The 22,298-nt window shown below is 70.7% G+C and carries 21 protein-coding genes and 1 pseudogene; 6 read left to right on the top strand and 16 right to left on the bottom strand.

The genetic code is table 11. From position 1 onward, the window contains the following. Positions 1-117: 117 nt before the first annotated feature. Entirely contained in the window at positions 118-1,620 is a 1,503-nt protein-coding gene (gene guaB / locus ACRVYW_RS04100) for an IMP dehydrogenase (RefSeq protein ID WP_431801979.1), read from the bottom strand. A gap of 289 nt (positions 1,621-1,909) precedes the next feature. On the opposite strand from guaB, the gene ACRVYW_RS04095 reads away from it, so the two are divergent. The 4 genes from ACRVYW_RS04095 to ACRVYW_RS04080 all read left to right on the top strand — a co-directional run bounded on the left by ACRVYW_RS04095 (position 1,910) and on the right by ACRVYW_RS04080 (position 6,117). Further along, positions 1,910-3,307, top strand: coding sequence for an ABC transporter permease subunit (locus ACRVYW_RS04095; RefSeq protein ID WP_431801978.1), 1,398 nt, complete (start codon positions 1,910-1,912; stop codon positions 3,305-3,307). Positions 3,308-3,312: 5 nt separating this feature from the next. Beyond that, a complete protein-coding gene (locus ACRVYW_RS04090; RefSeq protein WP_431802590.1) occupies positions 3,313-4,302 on the top strand; it encodes a branched-chain amino acid ABC transporter permease in 990 nt (329 codons plus the stop codon). A gap of 115 nt (positions 4,303-4,417) precedes the next feature. After that, entirely contained in the window at positions 4,418-5,293 is an 876-nt protein-coding gene (locus ACRVYW_RS04085) for an ABC transporter ATP-binding protein (RefSeq protein WP_431802588.1), read from the top strand. A 20-nt stretch (positions 5,294-5,313) separates the two neighbouring features. Further along, positions 5,314-6,117, top strand: coding sequence for an ABC transporter ATP-binding protein (locus ACRVYW_RS04080; protein WP_431802586.1), 804 nt, complete (start codon positions 5,314-5,316; stop codon positions 6,115-6,117). Positions 6,118-6,313: 196 nt separating this feature from the next. Here the strand turns inward: ACRVYW_RS04080 and ACRVYW_RS04075 are convergent, their stop codons facing one another. The 3 genes from ACRVYW_RS04075 to groES all read right to left on the bottom strand — a co-directional run bounded on the left by ACRVYW_RS04075 (position 6,314) and on the right by groES (position 9,169). Next, positions 6,314-7,582: an ABC transporter substrate-binding protein gene (locus ACRVYW_RS04075; protein ID WP_431801976.1), complete on the bottom strand. Its 1,269-nt coding sequence runs from the start codon at positions 7,580-7,582 to the stop codon at positions 6,314-6,316. A 169-nt stretch (positions 7,583-7,751) separates the two neighbouring features. Then, on the bottom strand, positions 7,752-8,684 hold the full coding sequence (gene rarD / locus ACRVYW_RS04070; protein WP_431801974.1) for an EamA family transporter RarD: 933 nt from the start codon (positions 8,682-8,684) through the stop codon (positions 7,752-7,754). A 188-nt stretch (positions 8,685-8,872) separates the two neighbouring features. Continuing rightward, positions 8,873-9,169 (bottom strand): co-chaperone GroES, encoded by a 297-nt coding sequence (gene groES, locus ACRVYW_RS04065; protein WP_431801972.1) that lies wholly within the window; start codon positions 9,167-9,169, stop codon positions 8,873-8,875. A gap of 251 nt (positions 9,170-9,420) precedes the next feature. Here groES and ACRVYW_RS04060 point away from each other — a divergent pair, with 251 nt between their 5' ends. Further along, positions 9,421-10,626 carry a THUMP-like domain-containing protein gene (locus ACRVYW_RS04060; RefSeq protein WP_431801971.1) on the top strand — a complete coding sequence of 402 codons (1,206 nt, stop codon included), beginning with the start codon at positions 9,421-9,423 and terminating at the stop codon, positions 10,624-10,626. A 217-nt stretch (positions 10,627-10,843) separates the two neighbouring features. On the opposite strand, the gene ACRVYW_RS04055 is transcribed toward ACRVYW_RS04060, so the two are convergent. The 12 genes and pseudogenes from ACRVYW_RS04055 to coaA form a co-directional block, all read right to left on the bottom strand. Next, a complete protein-coding gene (locus tag ACRVYW_RS04055; protein WP_431801969.1) occupies positions 10,844-11,326 on the bottom strand; it encodes a hypothetical protein in 483 nt (160 codons plus the stop codon). Next, positions 11,323-12,438, bottom strand: a complete 1,116-nt coding sequence (gene tsaD, locus ACRVYW_RS04050) for a tRNA (adenosine(37)-N6)-threonylcarbamoyltransferase complex transferase subunit TsaD (protein WP_431801967.1) — start codon at positions 12,436-12,438, stop codon at positions 11,323-11,325. Before tsaD ends, ACRVYW_RS04055 begins: the two co-directional genes overlap by 4 nt. Positions 12,439-12,577: 139 nt before the next feature. Next, positions 12,578-13,078, bottom strand: a complete 501-nt coding sequence (gene rimI / locus ACRVYW_RS04045) for a ribosomal protein S18-alanine N-acetyltransferase (protein ID WP_431801966.1) — start codon at positions 13,076-13,078, stop codon at positions 12,578-12,580. Further along, a complete protein-coding gene (tsaB, locus tag ACRVYW_RS04040) occupies positions 13,075-13,755 on the bottom strand; it encodes a tRNA (adenosine(37)-N6)-threonylcarbamoyltransferase complex dimerization subunit type 1 TsaB (protein ID WP_431801964.1) in 681 nt (226 codons plus the stop codon). Before tsaB ends, rimI begins: the two co-directional genes overlap by 4 nt. A gap of 99 nt (positions 13,756-13,854) precedes the next feature. Next, the gene (locus ACRVYW_RS04035; protein WP_431801962.1) at positions 13,855-14,685 is read right to left on the bottom strand and encodes an aldo/keto reductase; all 831 of its coding nucleotides are present in this window, start codon (positions 14,683-14,685) and stop codon (positions 13,855-13,857) included. Positions 14,686-14,831: 146 nt separating this feature from the next. Further along, on the bottom strand, positions 14,832-15,332 hold the full coding sequence (tsaE, locus tag ACRVYW_RS04030) for a tRNA (adenosine(37)-N6)-threonylcarbamoyltransferase complex ATPase subunit type 1 TsaE (protein WP_431801960.1): 501 nt from the start codon (positions 15,330-15,332) through the stop codon (positions 14,832-14,834). 130 nt (positions 15,333-15,462) lie between these two features. Then, on the bottom strand, positions 15,463-16,578 hold the full coding sequence (gene alr, locus ACRVYW_RS04025; RefSeq protein ID WP_431802584.1) for an alanine racemase: 1,116 nt from the start codon (positions 16,576-16,578) through the stop codon (positions 15,463-15,465). Positions 16,579-16,736: 158 nt separating this feature from the next. Continuing rightward, positions 16,737-17,090 (bottom strand): annotated as a pseudogene (locus tag ACRVYW_RS04020) (holo-ACP synthase); the annotation flags it as partial. 221 nt (positions 17,091-17,311) lie between these two features. Next, positions 17,312-17,803 (bottom strand): SRPBCC domain-containing protein, encoded by a 492-nt coding sequence (locus tag ACRVYW_RS04015; RefSeq protein WP_431801958.1) that lies wholly within the window; start codon positions 17,801-17,803, stop codon positions 17,312-17,314. Then, positions 17,800-18,159 carry an ArsR/SmtB family transcription factor gene (locus tag ACRVYW_RS04010; protein WP_431801956.1) on the bottom strand — a complete coding sequence of 120 codons (360 nt, stop codon included), beginning with the start codon at positions 18,157-18,159 and terminating at the stop codon, positions 17,800-17,802. Before ACRVYW_RS04010 ends, ACRVYW_RS04015 begins: the two co-directional genes overlap by 4 nt. 52 nt (positions 18,160-18,211) lie before the next feature. Next, positions 18,212-20,062, bottom strand: coding sequence for a glutamine--fructose-6-phosphate transaminase (isomerizing) (gene glmS, locus ACRVYW_RS04005; protein ID WP_431801954.1), 1,851 nt, complete (start codon positions 20,060-20,062; stop codon positions 18,212-18,214). Positions 20,063-20,121: 59 nt separating this feature from the next. Continuing rightward, positions 20,122-21,078: a type I pantothenate kinase gene (gene coaA / locus ACRVYW_RS04000; protein ID WP_431801953.1), complete on the bottom strand. Its 957-nt coding sequence runs from the start codon at positions 21,076-21,078 to the stop codon at positions 20,122-20,124. A gap of 233 nt (positions 21,079-21,311) precedes the next feature. Here coaA and ACRVYW_RS03995 point away from each other — a divergent pair, with 233 nt between their 5' ends. Next, positions 21,312-22,253, top strand: coding sequence for a Ppx/GppA phosphatase family protein (locus ACRVYW_RS03995; protein ID WP_431801951.1), 942 nt, complete (start codon positions 21,312-21,314; stop codon positions 22,251-22,253). Positions 22,254-22,298: the final 45 nt, after the last annotated feature.

The raw sequence follows: 22,298 nt of genomic DNA, 5'->3' as shown, positions 1-22,298 counted from the left end.
GTACTCCGCATCCGCAACCGGTTCCGCCTGCGGAGCACGTGACTTTCTGCGGACCACGTGGGCAGGATGCCGCAACCCACGCGCCGCGCGGCGGCCTGCGTCTTGTAGCGCGGCGGCCTACTTCTTGTAGTTGGGCGCCTCGACGACGATCTGGACGTCGTGGGGGTGCGACTCCTTGAGGCCCGCCGCCGTGATGCGGACGAACTTGCCGCGCGCCTTGAGCTCGTCGATCGTGCGTGCGCCGACGTAGAACATCGACTGACGCAGGCCCCCGACGAGCTGGTAGGCGACGGCCGAGACGGGGCCGCGGTACGCGACCTGGCCCTCGATGCCTTCGGGAATCAGCTTGTCGTCGGAGGGGATGTCGGCCTGGAAGTAGCGGTCCTTCGAGTACGACGTCTTCTTGCCGCGCGTCTGCATGGCACCGAGCGACCCCATGCCGCGGTAGAGCTTAAACTGCTTGCCGCCCTGGAAGACGATCTCGCCCGGCGACTCGTCGGTGCCGGCGAGGAGCGAGCCGAGCATGACCGTGTCGGCGCCCGCGACGAGGGCCTTCGCGATGTCGCCCGAGTACTGCAGGCCGCCGTCGGCGATGACCGGGATGCCGGCCTCGCGCGCGGCCTGGTACGCCTCCCAGATCGCCGTGATCTGCGGCACACCCACGCCCGCGACGATGCGCGTCGTGCAGATGGAGCCCGGGCCGACGCCGACCTTGACGGCATCCACGCCCGCATCGACGAGCGCCTGCGCGCCCTCGCGGGTGGCGACGTTGCCGCCGATGACGTCGATGTGGGCGAACGACTCGTCGGCCTTGAGGCGCCGCACCATGTCGATGACGCCCTGCGACTGCCCGTTGGCCGTGTCGACGACGATGACGTCGACGCCCGCGTCGCGGAGGGCCTCGGCGCGCTCCCACGCGTCGCCGAAGAAGCCGATCGCAGCTCCCACGCGCAGGCGCCCGTGCTCGTCCTTGGTGGCGAGGGGGTACTTCTCGCTCTTGTCGAAGTCCTTGATGGTGATGAGGCCCGCAAGCTTGCCGTCGTCGTCGATGAGCGGCAGCTTCTCGACGCGGTGGCGGGCGAACAGCGAAATGACCTCGCCGGCGGCGATGCCGACCTTGCCGGTCACGAGCCCCTCGGAGGTCATGACGTCGCGGACCTTGGTTGTCTGGCGCTCGAAGCCCGAGACGAAGCGCATGTCGCGGTTGGTGATGATGCCGAGCAGGCGCCCCTCGTCGTCGACGACGGGCAGCCCCGAGATGCGGTATTGGGCGCAGAGCGCGTTGACATCTTCGATCGTCGCGTCGGGGGTCGTGGTGATCGGGTCGGTGATCATGCCCGACTCGCTGCGCTTGACCTGGTCGACCATGGCGGCCTGGTCTGCGATGGAGAGGTTCCGGTGCAGGATGCCGAGACCGCCCTCGCGCGCCATGGCGATCGCCATGCGCGCTTCGCTGACGGTGTCCATCGCGGCAGACAGGAGCGGCGTCGCGACGGTGATGCGGCGCGTGACCCGGGAAGAGGTGTCGGCCTCCGACGGGATGACGTCGGTGTGGCCCGGCAGCAGCAGCACGTCGTCATAGGTCAGTCCGACGAATCCGAACGGGTCGTTGTGCTCCACGTGCTCTCCCTGCCTACCGTGATCCGGGCACCGCGGCCCGGCTGTGCCGCGACGAAACCGGCATCGAGAACCGGTACTCAATTCTAAGTCGCGCGCGCGAGAGAACATTCCCTCACGCGTGCGCACGCGTGTCAGGATGCCGAAGCCGCCGTTCCGACCCGCCGGAAACATCCGACCGGAAGGCGGAAACACGCCCGACACATTACGCTCGTACCGTCGTTGATCAATGCCGATGCGACCCGCATCCCCGACCGCATCACCCGACCGGTGCGCCGGACTGGAGGATCTCTTGAGACCCACGACCGTCACTGCGCGGACTCCACTGAGGTGGATCGTGCTGGCCCTGGCGGCGTTCCTCGCCGCCGCCACGCTGCTGCTGAGCAGTCCGGGGGCCGCGTCCGCCGCAGAACCCGCCGCCCCGGAGGCCCCCGCCGTTCCCGCGGCCGCACCCGACACCCCCGGCGGCGACCAGGAGCCCACCGACTACTACTTCGGCGGCGTGATCACCTTCGACGACAAGCCGGTCGCCGATGTGACCGTCTCCGTCGAGGGCGGCGGCTTCGATGCCGAGACCGTCACCGACACCGAAGGCAAGTGGCGCCTTTACGTGCCCGACAAGGACACGTACACGCTGACGATCGACGAGGACACCCTCCCCGACGGCGTCATCGTCGACCCGGCGCAGCTGCCCGAGGGCCTGCAGCCCGTGCAGGGCACGACCGGGTCGTTCGAGGTGGAGTTCGGTCTCACCAAGACGAAGATCGTGAACCTCTTCCTCGGCGAAGGCGAACGCGTGACGCAGTCGTTCGCCGACCAGCTCGCGGTGCGCCTCGTCAACGGCCTGAACTTCGGACTCCTGCTCGCCCTCGCGGCGATGGGCGCGGCGCTCATCTACGGCACGACCGGCCTGTCGAACTTCGCGCACGGCGAGATGGTGACGTGGGGGGCGCTCGTCACCCTCGTCGCGACGTCGGCGTGGATGCTCCCGCTGTGGGCGGCGATCATCATCGCGATCGGCGCGGGCGGTGTGCTCGGACTCGTGATGGATGCCGCGCTGTGGCGCCCTCTGCGAAGGCGGGGGTTGGGGGTCGTCCAGCTAATGATCGTCAGCATCGGACTCTCGCTCGCGTTGCGCTACACCTACCAGTTCTTCATCGGCGGCAAGACCTACCAGTTGCCCGGCGCGAGCCCCGCCCCGATCCAGATCGGCCCGATCCAGCTCTCGTACATCGACCTGATCAGCATGGGCGTGAGCATCGTCATCATCCTCGCGGTCGCGTTCTTCCTCCTGCGCACCCGGATCGGCAAGGCGACGCGGGCGATCTCCGACAACCCGCAGCTCGCGTCGGCGTCGGGCATCAACGTCGACCGCGTCATCCGGATCGTCTGGGTCCTCGCCGGCGTGCTGGCGGCGGTCTCCGGCATCCTGTGGGCGTACTTCCGCCCGGGCGTCCGGTGGGACATGGGCACCCAGATGCTGCTGCTGATCTTCGCGGCGATCACGCTCGGCGGCCTCGGCACGGCGTTCGGGGCGCTGCTCGGCTCGCTCATCGTCGGCATCGTCGTCGAGACCTCCACGCTGTGGATCCCCTCGGACCTCAAGTACGCGGGAGCGCTCGTCGTGCTGATCCTGATCCTCCTGATCAGACCTCAAGGTCTGCTCGGTCGTAAAGAAAGGCTCGGGTGACCGCCATGGATTGGGGCGCCATCCTCTCGAACACGCTCAGCTACCTGCTGAGCCCGGTCACCATCGCCTATGCGCTGGCGGCCACCGGCCTCGCCGTGCACTTCGGCTACGCGGGCCTGCTCAACTTCGGCATGGCGGGCTTCATGGCCCTCGGTGCCTACGGCTACGCGATCTCGATCCTCACGTTCGGCCTCCCGTGGTGGCTGGCGATGATGGTCGGCCTCGTGCTGGCGGCGATCTTCGCCTTCATCCTCGGCATTCCGACCCTGCGTCTGCGGGCCGACTACCTCGCGATCGTGACGATCGCGGCGGCCGAGATCGTGCGACTGCTGTTCACCACGCAGGTCTTCGACAGATGGACGAACTCGGCCGACGGCCTCGGCAACTACAACGGCGACTTCCAGTCGGCGAACCCGTTCCCCGTGCTCCCGCGCGGCGAGCGGTACGGCTGGGGCCCGTGGCAGTTCACGGCGCAGCAGCTGTGGGTCGTCGTGTTCGGCCTGATCCTGCTCGCGGTGTCGATCTTCGTCGTGTGGGCGCTCATGCGGAGCCCCTGGGGCCGCGTGCTGAAGGGCATCCGTGAAGACGAGGATGCCGTGCGCTCGCTCGGCAAGAACGTCTTCGCCTACAAGATGCAGGCGCTCATCCTCGGTGGTGTCATCGGCGCCCTCGGCGGCATCGTCTACGTGCTGCCCTCGGCGGTGATCCCCTCGAGCTACACGACGGCGCTGACGTTCTTCCTCTGGACGATCCTGCTCCTCGGCGGCGCCTCGACCATCCTCGGGCCGACCCTCGGCTCGGTGATCTTCTGGATGGTGATGGCCCTTCTCGGCAACCTCCTCCCGGAGATGGCGAGGGCGGGATGGCTGCCGATGACCGACATCCAGGCCGGAACCCTGCGCTACATCCTCGTGGGCGTGTCGCTCATGCTCCTCGTGATCTACCGCCCGCAGGGCATTCTCGGCGACAAGAGGGAGATGACCTTTGTCAAGTGAGCAGAGCGCGGCGGCCGCTGAGCCCGCCCCCGTCACCGGCTCGGTGAAGCGCCCCAAGGCGACGGGACTCGCGAAGGGTCCCGCCGCCCCGGGTGTCGCCAAGACCGACCCGATCATGGTCATCGACGGCGTCACGCGGCGCTTCGGCGGCCTCACCGCCGTCGACGTCGAGCACCTCGAGATCCCGCGGAACGCCATCACGGCGCTCATCGGCCCGAACGGCGCCGGCAAGACGACGCTGTTCAACCTGCTCTGCGGGTTCGACAAGCCGAACTCCGGGTCGTGGTCGTACGACGGCAAGAACCTCGCCGGCATCCCCGCCTTCAAAGTGGCGCGGATGGGTCAGGTGCGCACGTTCCAGCTGACGAAGGCGCTGTCGCTTCTGACCGTGCTCGAGAACATGAAGCTGGGCGCCCCGAAGCAGAAGGGCGAGAAGTTCTGGCCCGCGTTCTTCCCGACGATCTGGCGCGGCCAGGAGAAGGAGAACGAGGAGAAGGCGCACGGCCTGCTGAAGAGGTTCAAGCTCGACAGCAAGGCATCCGACTTCGCCGCCTCGCTCTCGGGCGGGCAGCGGAAGCTCCTCGAGATGGCCCGCGCGCTCATGAGCGACCCCAACCTCGTCATGCTCGACGAGCCGATGGCCGGCGTCAACCCGGCCCTCACGCAGTCGCTGCTCGACCACATCCTCGACCTCAAGGACCTCGGCGTGACGGTCCTGTTCGTCGAGCACGACATGCACATGGTGCGCCACATCGCCGACTGGGTCGTCGTCATGGCCGAGGGCAAGGTCGTCGCCGAAGGGCCGCCCGACACCGTCATGGAGGACCAGGCGGTCATCGACGCCTACCTCGGCACCCACCAGGACGTCGACCTCGGCGTCGTGACCGGCCGCGTTCCGGGCGAGCTCGACGAGTCGGCGCAGGAGCTGCTCGAGGACATCCGCGAGGAAGAGGCCGCCGGCGTCGCCGAGGCCGAGGAGGAGAACAAATGAGCGTCGCGCAGAGCGCAGGGATGCCGGCGGAGACCGCGACCTCCGACGACATCGTCGTCGAGGTCAGGGACCTCACGGCGGGGTACCTGCCCGGCATCAACATCATCAACGGTGCGAACCTCGTCGCCCGCAAGGGCGAGCTGATCGGGATCATCGGTCCGAACGGCGCGGGCAAGTCGACGCTGCTCAAGTCGATCTTCGGCCTCGTCAAGGTGCGCGGGGGCGACATCACGCTGGGCGGCGAGTCGATCGTGGGCCTCAAGGCCGACAAGCTCGTGCACCGCGGCGTCGCGTTCGTCCCGCAGACCAACAACGTGTTCCCGTCGCTGTCGATCGAGGAGAACCTGCAGATGGGGCTCTACCAGAACCCCAAGATCTACGCCGAGCGGCTGGAGTTCGTCACCGGGATCTTCGCGGAGCTCGGCAAGCGCCTCAAGCAGCGCGCGGGGTCGCTCTCGGGCGGCGAGCGCCAGATGGTCGCGATGAGCCGCGCGCTCATGATGGACCCGTCGGTGCTGCTTCTCGACGAGCCCTCCGCCGGCCTGTCCCCCGTCCGCCAGGACGACGCGTTCATCCGCGTCTCCGACATCAACAAGGCGGGCGTGACGACCATCATGGTCGAGCAGAACGCGCGCCGCTGCCTGCAGATCTGCGACCGCGGCTACGTCCTCGACCAGGGCCGCGACGCCTACGAGGGCACCGGCCGCGAGCTGCTCAACGACCCGCAGGTCATCGGCCTGTACCTGGGCACCCTGGGCGCCGAGGACATCGGCATCCAGGACATGGGCAAGGAAGAGCTCGACCCCGACACGACGACGTCCTGACGGGAAGACAGAAGGGGGGATGCCGAGGCATCCCCCCTTCTGCGTGTCCGGTTCTGCGTGTCCGGTTCTGCGTGTGCGGCGCGAGCGGAAAGCGCGCGCGGGACGATTCTGCGTGTCGGGCGTGCGCGGCAGGCGCGAGCGGGCAAAGGGGAAGGGCCCCGGATCTCTCCGGGGCCCTTCGTGCACAAGACGCGCGTCAGCGGGTCTCGATGCGGGTGTGCGTGTTGTCGGCACCGTACTGGAAGATACCGATCGACGCCTCGGTCGGGTCGCCGTTCTCGTCGAACGTGATCGGGCCGGAGTAGCCGTCGTAGTCGGCCACGCCGCCGCCGAGGATGATGTCGGCGCACTCGGCGTACGAGGTGCACTTCTCACCCTCGCCCGAGCCGCCGGAGACTTCCTGCAGCTTGCTGGCGATCTCGGGGCCTTCGGTCGAGCCGGCGGTGAGCGACGCCAGCGCGAGCAGGATGACCGCGTCGTACGACTCGGCCGAGTACGAGTAGTCCTCGAGCTCGGTGTTGCCGTCCGCGGTCCACGCCGCGTTGAGGCGGTCCTTGAAGTCGTCCTCGAGCACCGGTCCGGGCGTCGTGCCCTTCGCGCCCTCGAGCGAGACGGACACGTCGGTGCCCCACTGCTTGAGGTTTCCGTCGACGAGGTAGAAGTTCTCCGCCGACTGACCCGCGTTCACCAGCAGCGGCGCGATGGTGGCGAACTGGTCGAAGGTGATCAGGACGACGGCGTCGGGCTGGGCCGCCGCGATCGTGGCGACCTGGGCGTCGAACGAGCTGTCGCCGTCGTTGTAGGACGCCTCGGCGACGACCTTTCCGCCGGAGCTCTCGAAGACCTCCTTGACCACGCCGAACAGGCCCGTGCCGTAGGCGTCGTTCTGGTAGATGATGCCGATGTTCTTGTGGCCGTCCTCGGCGATCAGGTTGCCGAGCACCTCACCCTGGAGCAGGTCACTCGGGGCCGTGCGCCAGTAGAGGCCGTCGTCGTCCCAGTCGGTGAAGTCGGGCGACGTGTTGGCCGGTGAGAACGTGATGATGCCCGCCGCGACGTTGGAGTCGAGGAAGAGCTTGGTGACGCCGGAGGCGGCGGCACCGATCATCGCGGAGACGCCCGCGTTCTGCAGCTTCGGAACCGTCGTCTCGAAGGCCTTGTTGTCGGCGTCGCCCGAGTCGCCGGGCGTGAAGTCGATCGTGAGTCCACCCTTGGCGGCCTCGTTGACCTCGTTGACGGCGAGCAGGACGCCGGCCTCTTCGGGCGGGCCGAGGAAGGCCAGGCTGCCGGTCTGGGGCAGCACGCTGCCGATCTTGAGGGTCAGGTCCTCTGCGGGAGCGCTGCTCTCGGAGGGTTCGGCCGAACCTCCGCCGCCGGCGCAGCCGGCGAGGAGGAGGGCGCTGGCGGCGGTGACGGCGATCGCGCCGACGAGCTTGCCAGCACCTGAACGCGTGAAGACGCTCATGTTGCTCCTTGCTGTGAGTGAACACGGGGGGACTACGGGCGCCTCCCCAGTGGGTCAAACCTAGCCCGAGGGTGATCTCGCCAATGTTGCGATGCGTTAACGGTGTGAAACAGGACGATCACGGTGCGATAACGAGCGCGACGGTGAGGGGTGCGCGCCGGCGCGGAGGTCAGACGATCTGGGCGGGCTGGCGCGTCCCCCGGCCACGGCGCGAGTGCCGGAGCGAGTCGATCGTCAGGATCACGAGCGCGACCCACACGAGGCCGAAGCCGATCCACCGCTCGAGCGGCATCGGCTCGCCGAGCAGCCACCACCCGGTGAGGAACTGCATGATCGGGGCGACGAACTGCAGCATCCCGATCACCGTCAGCGGAGCGCGCCGGGCGCCCGCGGCGAACAGCAGCAGCGGGATCGCGGTGACCGCGCCGGCGAGGGTGAGGAGCACGGCGTGTCCGGCGCCGGCGTTCCCGAAGGTGATTCCAGACGTCTCTGCGACGACCACGAGCTGGCCGATCGCGATGGGCGCGAGCCAGAGGGATTCGAGGGTGAGTCCGCTGATGGCATCCACCCGCGGGCCGATCTGCTTCTTCACGAGCCCGTATGTGCCGAAGGATGCCGCGAGGGTGAGGGCGATCCAGGGGAACGCGCCGTACGCGACGATGATGACGATGATGGCGACCGCCGCGATCGCCATGGCGACCCACTGCGCGCGGCGCAGGCGCTCACCGAGGACGAGCACTCCGAGCAGCACCGTCACGATCGGGTTGATGAAGTACCCGAGGCTCCCCTCGATGACGTGGCCGGTGAGGATGCCGATGAGGAACACCTGCCAGTTCACGTAGATCAGCAGGCCGGCGATGATCGTCCAGAACACGAGCCGCTTGTCGCGGAGGATCGCGACGAGCTTTCGCCAGGTGCGCGTGACGGTGAGCAGGAGCGCGCAGAAGATCAGCGAGAACAGGATGCGCCAGGCGACGACCTCCCAGGGGCCGGTCGGGGCCAGCAGGATGAAGTAGAGAGGCATGAAGCCCCAGAGGAAGTACGCGGCGAACGCGTACACGCCGCCCAGCGTCTCTTCGCGGGCCGACTCCTCGGGTGTCATGGGTCCAACCCTAGGACGCTCCTGACACCGTCCGGCGCGTCGAGTCCGCGGCATCCTGCCGACGTGCGCGCAGTTCCTGCCACCTCCCCTTTCTCGCACCTCCTCCCCGCCGAACGGGGGAAGGGTGAAGGATGCCGGGGAATGCAGAAAGCCCCCGGAACGAGCCGGGGGCCTTCTGAGACGGGACGTCAGCGGACGACGACCGCCAGGACGTCGCGAGCCGAGAGCACGAGGTACTCGTCGGCGCCGAACTTGACCTCGGTGCCGCCGTACTTCGAGTAGAGGACGCGGTCGCCGACGGCGACGTCGAGCGGCACGCGGTTGCCGTTGTCGTCGACGCGGCCGGGGCCGACGGCGATGACTTCACCCTCCTGCGGCTTCTCCTTGGCGGTGTCGGGGATGACGAGACCGCTGGCGGTCTTCTGCTCGGCCTCGACCTGCTTGATGACGATGCGGTCCTCGAGCGGCTTGATGGAAACCGACACGGTTCACCTCTTTCTGGTGCGGCGTACTGCCGTGGTCACGGAAAAGACTGATTAGCACCCGCAGGGGCGGAGTGCTAATGGCAAGTCTAGAGCGCGGCTGGCACTCGTGCAACGCGAGTGCCAGCCATGCGGAGTGGCGACGCGTCGCGACGTGACACGATCCGGGTGCGCGGCGTCCGCTGCCCGCTCGCGACGTACGACAGGCGAAGCTCCCTCGCGGCGCGGAGCGCACCCGCGCCTAGGCTGGGCGGATGGACCTCGCCGAGCTCACCGCCCTGCTCACCCCCGAGGGACTGCGCCTGGTCGATGAGCTCGGCCCGCTCGACTCGACGGACGATGTCGCGGCGGCGGTGTCGCGGCTGCGCGCGGCAGGCCTCGCACCCGATCTCGTGTCCGCAGCGGTCGGGCAGGCGCGGCTCCGCACCCGCGCCCGCGCGAAGTTCGGACCCTTCGCCGACCGGATGCTGTTCACCCGGGCCGGGCTCGAGCAGGCGACGCGGCTCGAGATCGGCGCCCGCCACGCGGGCCGGTTCCGCGACGCCGGGGTGACGCGCGTCGCCGACCTGGGCTCGGGAATCGGCGGCGACTCCCTCGCCTTCGCGGGGATCGGTCTCGACGTGCTCGCGGTCGACGCCGACGAGATCACCGCGGCGATCGCCGCGTACAACCTCGCCCCGTTCGGCGCAACCGTGCGCCACACGCGCGCCGAAGAGGTCGACCTCGACGGCATCGACGCGGTCTGGCTCGATCCCGCGCGCCGCACGGCCGGCCACACCGAGACCACCCGCGTCGGCGCGGATGCCTGGACGCCGAGCCTCGACTGGGTGTTCGGACTGGCTGAGCGGATGCCGGCGGGCATCAAGCTCGGGCCGGCCTTCGACCGCAGCCTGCTTCCCGCGGGCTCCGACTCCCATCCCGTCGAGGCGCAGTGGATCTCGGTGGACGGTTCGACGATCGAACTCGTCGTCTGGACGGGCCCGCTCGCACGCCCCGGCGTCCGGCGCAGCGCGCTCGTCGTGCGCGGCGTGTCGGCGGCCGAGCTCACGGCATCCGGCGACGCCGACGACGCTGCGGTCCGCGACCTCGGCGCGTACGTGCACGAGCCCGAAGGTGCCGTCATCCGCGCGCGCCTCATCGGCGAGGTCGCCCGCGGGCTCAACGCCGGCATGCTCGACCCGAAGATCGCGTACCTCACGTCCGACGCCGCGGCGACGGGCGAGTTCGCGCCCTTCGTGCAGAGCTTCCGGGTGCGCGAGAGCCTGCCGAACGACGTCAAAGCGCTCGGGCGCGCGTTGCGCGAGCGCGGGATCGGGACGCTCGAGATCAAGAAGCGCGGCGTCGACGTCGACCCCGCCACCCTGCGCACGCGGCTGAAGCTGCGCGGCGACGCCTCGGCGACCCTCATCATCACGCGGGTCGGTGCCGCGCGGCTGACGCTCCTCACCGATCGGGTCTGACTCGGCCGCGGGGCGCAGGCGCGGCGGGGCGCGGCGCGGCCGCGGCTGGGGCCCGGGCGCGCGCACGGGGCGTCGAGCCCCGGCCGCTTGCCGTCGCCCGCATCGCACAACTCAGGCAGAACGGCACACCGGCGAGCGTCCGGGGCTCAGATCGACCGATCTGCCTGAGTTATGTCACGGCCGCACCCGCAGAGGGCGGATCCCGCGCCGGCGCGCGTCAGCCGAAGAGCGGGCCCTGCGTCGAGGCCCACCTCAGCCATCCGGCGCTGTAGATCACCGACAGAAGGCTCAGGCACAGGGCCCAGATTGCGACGGGGCGCGACTCCCACGGCCGCCGCAGCGCGGCGACCGCGAGCCCGGCGCCCACGAGCCCGATGAGGAACCCCCACCCGACGAGGAACGACACGATCAGGCCCAGGATGCCGAAGGTCAGCGCCCACCCGGCGCTGTGGGGCAGCACCTCGGGAACGGGCGCCCACCGGACGTCGGGCTCGGGTTCGAGGTGGCTCGTCGCGGTGATCGGCACCGGCTCGGTGAGCTCGCGCTGGAATCCGCCGCGGTGCTCGCCGGGGAGGGTGGAGGACGCCGCGTTCACGACATCCGGCGACGGCGCGTCCGTCGACGGGGTGTCGGAGGGCGTGGCACCCGCCTCCGATGCCGGCTCTCCGGATGCCGGCGCGCGGCCGGTCGGGTCGGTCACGGCATCCGTCCGGCGAGACGTGCGTCGGCGAGCGCGGGCCCCGCTGCGTCGTCGTCCGCTTCGGCGACCTGGATCTCGGTCACGGGGAGCGTCGAGTCGGCGCCGAACTCGAGTGTCGACGGGCGATGCCCGCTCGCGATGAGTTGCGCGGCGAGCGCGGCGATCATGGCGCCGTTGTCGGTGCAGAGGCTGAGCGGCGGGATCCGCACCGCGACGCCCGCGGCCGCGGCGCGCTCGAGGGCGACCTCGCGCAGGCGCCGGTTCGCGATGACGCCGCCGCCGAGGAGCAGCCGCGGGATGCCGTAGCGGTCGCAGGCATCCAGCGCCTTCGTGACGAGCACGTCGACGACGGCCTCGCGGAACGACGCCGCGACATCGGCGGTGTCGACCGGCGCGCCGGTCTCCGCGGCTTGCTCGACCCAGCGCGCGACGGCGGTCTTGAGCCCCGAGAACGAGAAGTCGTACCGGTGCTCGGCCATGTCGGAGGCGCGGGAGAGGCCACGCGGGAAGCGGATCGCGTTCGGGTCGCCGGTCGCCGCGGCGCGGTCGATCTCGGGGCCGCCGGGGTAGGGGAGCCCGAGGATGCGGGCGATCTTGTCGAAGGCCTCGCCGGCGGCGTCGTCGAGGGTCTCGCCGAGCAGTTCGACGTCGGAGACGAGGTCGCGCACGAGCAGCAGCGACGTGTGCCCACCGCTCACGAGCAGTGCGATCGTCGGGTACTCGACCTCGTCGCCGGTGAGGATGTCGGCGGCGATGTGGCCGACGAGGTGGTTGACGGCGTAGAGCGGCTTGCCGAGGCTGACGGCGAGCGCCTTCGCGGCGCCGACGCCGACCATGAGGGCTCCGGCGAGGCCCGGTCCGCTCGTCACGGCGACGGCGTCGAGGTCGTCGAGGGTGATGCCGGCCTCGGCGACGGCGGCCCCGATCGCGGGCTGCAGCGCCTCGAGGTGCGCGCGGGCGGCGACCTCGGGGACGACGCCGCCGTAGCGCGCGTGCTCGTCCATCGAGCTTGCGATCGTGTTCGACAGGAGCGTCCGGCCGCGGACGATCCCGATGCCGGTCTCGTCGCAGCTCGTCTCGATCCCGAGGACGAGGGGTTCGGCGTCCATCATGACGGGCCTCTCTCGACGCACACGTCACAACTGACGAACACGTCACAAAAGCAGGGCGAAACGGCCGTTACACGTCCCACGGGCGACCCCATGCGCGGTCCGCCCTGCTTTTCGCGCATGATCGCCCTGCCCGTTCCGCTCATGTGCACGCCCCCGCATCGGCCGGGTCGACGGCGCGCGCGGCGGACCACGCGCGCACGTCGAGCTGCATGACGATCGCATCGACACCGTCGGAGGGGTAGTAGTTGGCGCGGCGGCCGATCTCGCGGAATCCCTCCGACGCGTACAGCCGCTGCGCGACCGTGTTGTCGTCGCGGACGTCGAGGAAGACGTTCCGGACCCCCCGCACGGATGCCAGTTCGATCAGCGCCTCGAGGATCGCGCGTCCCGTGCCGCGGCCGCGCGCGGATGCCGCCAGCGCGATGGTCTGGATGTCGCCGTCGTTCGCTCCTGCCGGGGCGCGCAGGCCGGCGTAGCCTTCGATGCGCCCGGCACGCTCGGCGACGAGGTAGTGGTTGTGCGGCGAGGCGAGCTCGGCGGCCATCACGGCGTCGCTCCAGGCATCCGACGCGAACGACGCCCGCTCGATCGCCATGATGGCGTCGAGGTCGGCGGCGGTGGCGGAGCGGAGCGTGCTCATGCGCTCACCCGCTTGCCGGCGCCCGGGAGCGTCACGTCGGGCGCGCGGAGGTAGAGCGGCTCGGACCCGGACAGGACACGGCCGGCGGCGACGGCGCGGCCGGCGAGGGTGGCGAGCATCGCGGCGGAGATCGCGTGGGTGTCGCGGCGCGCCGCGCCCAGCCCTTCGAGGACGTCGTCGATCGTGTCACGCGGCGTCAGAGCGGGGCCGGCCACACGCACCGGGATGCCGTCGTCGTCGATGCCGTCGTAGACCGAGTAGGCGAACTCGCGGCGGCGCGCATCGGTCACGATCGCGAAGCGAGGCACGTCGGCGAACGGGTCGGCGAGCGCCTCCCCGAGGAAGACGGCGAGCGCCGCCGCGTCGTGGCTCGGCACCGCGACGACGGGAAGCCCGCGCCCGAGGGCGAAGGCGCGCGCCGCGGCGATGCCGACCCGCAGTCCGGTGAACGGTCCGGGACCCATGCCGGAAGCGACATGTGTCAACCTCACGGGCTCGGGGGCGCCCGTCTGCCCGATCGCGCCGTGCGCGGCATCCGCCAGCACGTTCTGCAGGAGCGTACCGATGACCTCGGCGTGGGCGAGAGGGTTGTCGCTGGATGCCTCGGCCCGCACGACCCCGTCGCTCTCGACGACGGCGACGGCCGTGCCGAGCGAGGTGTCGATGCCGAGGATCACACCCTCCAGGGTACCGGGCCGTTCCGGGTGCGGGCTGGGCGGGCGCCGGCCGGGCACGCGGTCATACACGCGCCCTCGGCCGACGCCCTGCCCCGCGCGTCAGAAGGTCGCGGTGTCGGGGTCGGAGCCCACGCGCTGGCCGCGGTCGAGCGCGTCGATCGCGGCGACCTCGTCGGCGGTGAGGTCGAAGCCGAAGACGTCGAAGTTCTGCGCGATGCGCTCGGGCGTCGACGACTTCGGGAAGAGGATCGTGCCGTGGTCGAGGTGCCAGCGGATCACGACCTGCGCGGGCGTGACGCCGTGCGCCGCCGCGGCGTCTGAGACCGCCGGCTCGCCGAAGAGGTCGTACTTTCCCTGACCGAGCGGACCCCACGCCTCGGTGCGGATGCCGTGGTCATCGAGATACGTGCGGAGCTCCGTTTGCGCGAACGCGGGGTGGAGCTCGACCTGGTCGACCGCGGGGACCGTCTCGGTCTCGGCGAGAAGCCGCTCGAGGTGCGGGCGGTGGAAGTTGGAGACGCCGATGGAGGTCGCGAGGCCCTCGTCGCGGAAGGTCTCGAGCTGCCGCCAGGTCTCGACGTAGAGGTCGAGGTCGGGGCGCGGCCAGTGGATGAGGTACAGGTCGACGCGGTCGAGGCCGAGCTTCTCGAGGCTCGTCTCGATGGCGGCGCGCGCACGCGCGGATCCCTGCTCGCTGTTCCAGAGCTTCGTCGTGATGAAGAGCTCGTCGCGCGGGATGCCGCTCGACGCGATCGCGCGGCCCACGCCCTCCTCGTTGCCGTAGACCGCGGCGGTGTCGATGTGCCGGTAGCCGGTCTCGAGGGCGAGCGAGACGAGACGCTCGGTCTCCTCGGGGTCGACCTTGAAGACGCCGTAGCCGAGCTGCGGGATGGTGTGGCCGTCGTTGAGAGTGATCTGCGGAACCGTCATGTCTCCAGCCTGTCACGTCGGCGGATGCCGTGGGCCGGCGCGACCCTCGGAACGTGGGGCGTTTCGGGTCGGCGCCTCAGGGACGGCGGCTCAGGGACGGCGGCTCAGGGACGGCGGCTCAGGGTCGGCGGCTCAGGGTCGGCGCCTCAGGGACGGCGGCTCACCCGCACGAGCCGCGGCGTCTCGGCGTCGAGATCTTCGCCGTGTCCGAACGTGCCGCAGGCGCTGTCGACGCCGCGGCCGTTCCACTCTCTGTCGATCTCGACTTCCCACCAGTGGTCGGCGACGGCGGCGGCGAACGGCGCCGCCCACTCGGCGACGACGATCGAGTGGGCGAAGTCGATGTCGAGGTCGTCGAGCTCGCCGTCGGTGCCGAGGCGGTAGGCATCCACGTGCACGAGGGCCGGCCCGTCGCCGAGCGACGGGTGGGTGCGGGCGATGACGAACGTCGGGCTCTGGATGCGGCCGCGGACGTCGAGCGCCTCGGCGATCCCCCGCGTCAGCGTCGTCTTGCCGGCGCCGAGCGCCCCCGTCAGGACGACCAGGTCGCCCGCCCGCAGCGCCTCGCCGAACTGGCGACCGAGGGCTTCCATCTCGGCGGGCGACGTGATCTCGCGGTCGCCGAGAAAGGCGTCGAGGCCGCTCACCGCCGCGCGCCGTTCGGTTCGCAGGAGAAATCGCACAGCCGACCACGGCGCGCCCTAGAATTCCGCGGGTCGGCGGCCGCAGCCGACCTGAATGTCCTGCGAACCGAACGCACCGCCCGGAGAAGGTCACTCATCCGCGCACCTCCCGCCGCGGCACGCGCGGGCCGATGCGCGTGACGATCTCGTAGTTGATGGTGCCGGCGGCGTCCGCCCACGCCTCCACCGGCGGGTCGCCGATCGTCGGGTCGCCGAAGAGCACCGCCTCGTCGCCGACAGACACCGGGTCATCGCCGACGTCGAGGACGAACTGGTCCATCGCGATGCGCCCCGCGACCGGGTAGGTGCGCGCGCCGATGCGAACGGCGCCGGCGCCCGACGCGTTCCGCGGAACCCCGTCGGCGTAGCCGATCGGGATGAGCGCGAGTGTCGATTCGGCAGCCGTCCGATGCGTGTAGCCGTACGACACGCCCTGCCCCGCCGGCACGCGTCGGACGGCCGCGACGGGCGCGTGCAGGGTCATCGCGGGGCGCAGGCCCATGTCGGCCGACGTGCGGTCCTGGAACGGTGAGAGCCCGTAGATCGAGATGCCCAGGCGCACGCAGCCGAGGCGCGACTCGGGGAGGGAGAGGGCGGCGTGGGATGCCGCGATGTGGCGCACCCGCGGGGCGAGGCCCTGCGCCGCGGCGGCCGCCGTCGCGACGGTGAAGCGCGAGAGCGCGACGCGGTCGTCGTCGGCGCTCGTGTTGGAGAGGTGGCTGAAGAGGCCGACGACCTCGATCTTGCCGATGCGCTCGAGCCGCGCGGCCTCGGCGAACACGATGCCGTAGTCGGCGGGCGCGATGCCGTTGCGTCCGAGCCCCGTATCGACCTTCAGGTGTACGACGACGGGGCGCCCCGGCGCGGCGACGGATGCCGCAGCCTGCAGCTGGTCGAAGCTCGAGATGCCGAGCTCGAGCCGCTGCGCCGCCGCCTCGGCGAACGAGGCGCCGGGCGCGTGCAGCCACGCGAGGATCGGCGCGTCGATGCCGCCGCGGCGCAGGTGGAGGGCTTCGGCGATGTCGGCGACCCCGACGCGGGACGCGCCTCCCGCGAGCGCCGCCGCGGCGGAGCGCACGGCGCCGTGGCCGTAGCCCTCGGCCTTGACGACGGCGATGATCTCGGAGTCGGTGAGTCGGCGAAGTTGCCGCACGTTCGCGGTGATGGCCGAGGTGTCGATGGCGGCTTCGCGGAGGACGCCCTCCGGCATCCGGCTCACGTGGCGGCTCCCGCCGGCCGCTCGCCTGCGGCGGTGGCCCCTTCCGTCGCGGCGCCGCCGGGCCCTTCGCCTGCGCCCGCGGCGCCGCCGGGCCCTTCGCCTGCGGCCGCGGCGCCGCTGCCGGGCCCTTCGCCCGCGGCCGCCGCACCCGCTGGCCCTTCCGCGACGACGTACGCCGTCGCAAGTCCCGCGTCGTGACTGAGCGAGAGGTGTAACGCCCGTATGCCGCGCCCGTCGACGGTTGCCGCGGTCTCGCCGCTCAGCGCGAAGACGGGGCGCCCGCTCGGCTCGGAGGCGACTTCGATGTCGGTCCAGTGGACGCCGTCCGAGCCGCCGAGCGCCTTGATGAGCGCCTCTTTCGCGGCGTAGCGTGCGGCGAGCGAGTGGGGTTTGAAAGTGCGCTCGGCGGGGGCGAACAGCCGCTCGGCGAGGCGCGGGGTGCGCGCGAGCGCGCGCTCGAAACGCGGGATGTCGACGAGGTCGACGCCGATTCCGATGATCACGGCATCCCCCTCTTGATCGAGCTCCTCGTCCGCCTCCGCCAGCCTACCCACCCCACCCCCGTGCCCCCCCCTCCTCGGCCCCACCCATCCTCGACCGCGAGACTGCATCTGCGGGGCGAGACAGCGGCCACTGACCGCAGTGTCGAGGCGGAGATGCACTCTCGCGGCCAGAGCGGGGGGCGGGCGGGCAGGCAGAGAAAGAGAGCGGGAGGGGCGGTGGGTCAGAGTGCGGTGAAGCGCTCGGACCAGGCGGGGGACAGCTCGGTGAAGCGCGCCTGCCAGGCATCCTCTCCCCCGACGGCGCGGCCGGCGAGGTCGTCGGCGAGTCGCTCGAGGTACGTCTGCCAGCCGGCACCGTAGAAGATCGACTGGATGCCGGAGTGTTCGAGCACGAGCCGCGTGCCGCCCTCGGCCGGTTCGAGGCGCACGACGAGTTCGGTCTCGTCCTCGCCGGTCGCGTGCCAGGTCGTCGTGAAAGAGCGCGGCGCGTCGCAGGCCGTCACCGTGCCACGGCCCCATGACGTGCCCGGATCGTCGTCGCTCGCGACCTCCCACGACCCGCCGAGGCGGAGGTCGCCGGAATAGTCGGCCATCCAGCGCGCGAGCCGCGCGCGATCGGTGATCGCCTGCCAGAGGTCGTCCGCGTCGGTGGCGTAGACCTCGTCGTAGACGAGCCGGTAGCGGTCGCCGGACTTCTCGATGGTCGCGTTCATGATGCCTCCTCGGTGGTCGCCGTTTCGCCCGTGCGCGCCGCCCGCCGGCCGCGCGCGATCTCGGTGTGCAGAGCGTCGAGGCGCTGGCCGAGCGGGTCGCGCAACCGCGAGAGCTCCGCCTCGGCGGCGTCGAGCCCCGCCGGGTCGAGCGCGTAGACGCGGCGCGCGCCCTCGGCGCGGGCGGTCGCGAACCCGTTGTCGCGCAGCACGCGCAGATGCTGCGACACCGCGGGCTGCGAGATCCCGAACTCGCTCCGCGCGATGTCGACGAGCGTTCCCGCGGGCTGCTCGCCGACCGCGAGCACCGCGAGGAGCTTGCGCCTCACGGCATCCGCCAGGACCTCGAACTCATGCATAACGAGACTATATAAGCCACGACTTATGTGGTCAAGGCCCGGCCTCGCGCGATCACTCGACCGTGACGGACTTCGCGAGGTTGCGGGGCTGGTCGACGTCGAGGCCCTTCGCCGTCGCGAGGCCCATCGCGAAGATGTGCAGCGGCACGACGGCGAGCAGCGGCTCGAAGAAGGGGCCGGCGAGCGGGATGCGCAGCAGCTCGTCGGCGAACGGCATGACCGCGGCATCCCCCTCTTCGGCGACGGCGATGACGCGGGCGCCGCGCGCGCGGATCTCCTGGATGTTCGAGACGACCTTCTTGTGCAGCTCGGCCGACGCGCGCGGCGAGGGCACGAGCACGAACACCGGTTGCCCCGGCTCGATGAGCGCGATCGGGCCGTGCTTGAGCTCGCCGGCGGCGAAGCCCTCGGCGTGGATGTAGGAGATCTCCTTGAGCTTCAGCGCCCCCTCGAGCGCGATCGGATACCCGACGTGACGTCCGAGGAAGAGCACCGACTGGGTGTCGGCCATCCACCGCGAGAACTGCTCGATGTGGGTCTGCTCCTCATCGAGGATCCGCTGGATCTTCGCCGGCACCGCCTCGAGCTCACGGACGTGGTCGGCCGCCTCCACGGCATCCAGCACCCCGCGGACACGCCCGACGTGCAGCGCCAGCAGGTAGAGCGCCGTGATCTGCGCGACGAACGCCTTCGTCGAGGCGACGGCGACCTCGGGGCCGGCGTGCGTGTAGATGACGGCATCCGATTCGCGGGGGATCGTCGCGCCCTGCGTGTTGCAGATCGACAGCGTCTTCGCGCCCCGCTCGCGCGCGTACTTGACCGCCATGAGCGTGTCCATCGTCTCGCCGGACTGCGAGATCGACACGACGAGCGTGCCGTCATCGAGCACGGGGTCGCGGTAGCGGAACTCGTGCGCGAGCTCGACCGACACCGGCACGCGGGTCCACTGCTCGATCGCGTACGCGCCGGTCTGCCCGGCGTAGGCGGCGGTTCCGCAGGCGATGACGATGATGCGGCGGATGCCGGTGAGCAGGTCGTCGAATCCGTCGAGCTCCGGGATCACGACCTGGCCGTCCTGCACCCGGCCGCGGATCGTGTTGGCGACGGCCTCGGGCTCTTCGGAGACCTCCTTCGCCATGAACGACGACCAGCCGCCCTTCTCGGCCGCCGACGCGTCCCACACGACCTCGAAAGGCTCGACCTCGACCGGGGCGCCGGCGAAGTCGGTGACCGTGACACCGGCGGGGGTGATCGCGACGATCTCGTCCTGCCCGATCGCGAGGGCGCTGCGGGTGTGCTCGACGAAGGCCGCGACGTCGGATCCGAGGAAGTTCTCGCCCTCGCCGAGCCCGATCACGAGGGGCGAGTTGCGGCGCGCGCCCACGACGAGACCCGGCTCGTCCTGGTGCATCGCGAGGAGCGTGAAGGCCCCCTCGAGGCGCGACACGACCGAGCGGAAGGCCGCGACGAGATCGCGGGATGCCTGGTACTCGTGCCCCAGGAGGACGGCGGCGACCTCGGTGTCGGTCTCGGAGCGGAAGGTGTAGCCGAGGGAGAGGAGCTCGGCCTTGAGCTCGGCGAAGTTCTCGATGATGCCGTTGTGGATGACGGCGAGCTTGTCTTCGTCGGCGAGGTGCGGGTGCGCGTTGGCATCCGTCGGTCCGCCGTGCGTCGCCCAGCGGGTGTGGCCGATGCCCGTGGTGCCGTCGGGCATCGGGTGGGCCGACAGATCGTCGCGCAGCACCTGGAGCTTGCCGGCGCGCTTGCGCATGTCGAGGTCGCCCTCGGCGTCGATCACCGCGATGCCGGCGGAGTCGTAGCCCCGGTACTCGAGCCGGGCGAGCCCCGAGAGGAGGATGGCCTGGCTGTCACGCGGGCCCACGTATCCGACGATTCCACACATGTGCTCAAGGGTAATGTCGCGGATTTGCGCGGCATCCTGACAAACCGCGCGCGCACCGGTCAGAGCTTCCGCAGGAGCACCGTCTCCACCGCGTGGTCGGCGGCCTTCTTCAGCACGAGGGTGGCGCGATGCTTGGTCGGCTCGACGTTCTCGCGGAGGTTCGGGAGGTTGATCTCGTTCCAGATTCCCGTCGCCATTGCGATCGCCTCGTCGTCGGAGAGCGACGCGAACACGTTGAAGAACGAGCTCGGGTTGGTGAACGCGCCTTCGCGGAGGGCGAGGAAGCGCGAGACGAACCACTGCTGGATGTCGTTCTCATCGGCATCCACGTATATCGAGAAGTCGAAGAAGTCGCTCACCGCGAGGTCGTTGGGTGTGGGGGGCGGGGAGAGCACGTTGAGGCCCTCGACGATGACGACGTCGGGGCGGCGGACGGTGACGTGCGCGTCGGGGACGATGTCGTAGCGCACGTGCGAGTAGAACGGGGCGCGCACCTCGTCGGCACCGGACTTGACGTCGGTGAGGAAGCGGACGAGCGCGCGACGGTCGTACGACTCGGGGAAGCCCTTGCGCCCCATGAGGCCGCGGCGCTCGAGTTCGGCGTTCGGGTAGAGGAAGCCGTCGGTCGTGACGAGTTCGACGCGGGGCGTGCCCGGCCAGCGGCTCATGAGCTCGCGTAGCAGGCGCGCGACCGTCGACTTGCCGACGGCGACCGATCCCGCGACGCCGACGACGAACGGCGTGGTCGTGTCGGGTTCGCGCAGGAACGCCGAGACCTCGGCGCCGAGCCGCTTCGTGTTCTCGGCGTACGCCGACAGCAGCCGGCTGAGCGGCACGTAGACCTCGCGCACCTCGGTGAGGTCGAGGCGGTCTCCGATGCCGCGCAGCTGCACGACCTCGGTCTCGGTGAGCGGGTTCGGCACACCCGGGGCGAGGGCGGCCCACTCCGCGCGATCGACCTCGCGGTACAGCGAGGCGATGTCGGTTGCCGGCTCGGCCTGTTCATCGGTGGACATCGCGCCGAGTCTATCCGTCTCCCGCCCCGCCCTCTCCCCCGCACCCCTGACTCGCCCCTGGCCCGCCTCTGGCCCGCGAATCACCGTCAGAATCGCGAGTCACCGGTGGATTCGCGTGCATCCGGTGGTGATTCGCGAAAGCGGCGGTGATTCGCGAGCCGGACGGATGAGAGGAGGGAGCAGCAGGGAGAAGCGCGCGCATGGATGCCGAGGCCGCTAGATAGCCTGGCTCCATGCGCCTCGGGGTCCTCGACATCGGTTCCAACACCGTGCACCTGCTCGTCGCCGATGTCCACCCGGGCGGTCGCCCGCTCGCGACGACGAGCCAGCGCACCGTGCTGCGCCTCATGCGCTACCTCGAGCCCGATGGGGCGATCAGCGAGGCCGGCATCCGCGCGCTCGTGGATGCCGTGCGCGAAGCGCGCGAGGTCGCCCAGTCCGAGAACGTCGTCGAGCTCCTCGCGACGGCGACGAGCGCCGTCCGCGAGGCGACGAACGGGCCCGAGGTCATCGCCCGCATCGAGGAAGCCCTCGGCCAGGACCTCCAGGTGCTCGGCGGCGAGACGGAGGCGCGATTCACGTTCCTCGCGGTCCGGCGCTGGTTCGGCTGGTCGGCGGGGCAGATCCTCCTCTTCGACATCGGCGGCGGGTCGCTCGAGATCGCGGCGGGTTCCGACGAGCTGCCCGACGTCGCGGCATCCGTGCCGCTCGGGGCGGGACGCACCACGATCGAGTTCCTGCCGGACGATCCGCCGGGCGAGGATGCCGTAGAGGTGCTCCGCGAGCATGCGCGCGCGACCCTGGCTCCCGTCGTCGCCCTCATGGCCGATCAACCGCGACCGAACCATGTCGTCGGATCGTCGAAGGCGATCCGGTCGCTCGCGAAACTCGCGGGGTACCCCGTGCCCGGGTGGTCGGGAAGCGAGCGGATGCTCCTCCCCCGCGCCGCGCTCGGCTCGTGGATTCCCCGGCTCGCGCGCCTTCCGGCATCCGCCCGTCAGGAACTGCCGGGCATCACGGCGGACCGAACCTTCCAGATCGTCGCGGCCGCCGTCGTCTTGCACACCGCGATGACGGCGCTCGACATCGACGAGCTCGAGGTGAGCCCCTGGGCGCTGCGCGAAGGCGTGCTGCTGCGCTACATCGAGTCGCTGAGCTGGTCCGAACCCGCCTGACCCGCTCGCGCCGCCGCCGCCCGCCCTCAGGCTCGCGAATCACCG

The sequence above is a fragment of the Microbacterium sp. bgisy203 genome, from assembly GCF_965345155.1.
Classification (GTDB): Bacteria; Actinomycetota; Actinomycetes; order Actinomycetales; family Microbacteriaceae; genus Microbacterium.
Note: the sequence above shows the minus strand (reverse complement) of the source record. Positions and strands in the feature narration are given on the sequence as shown.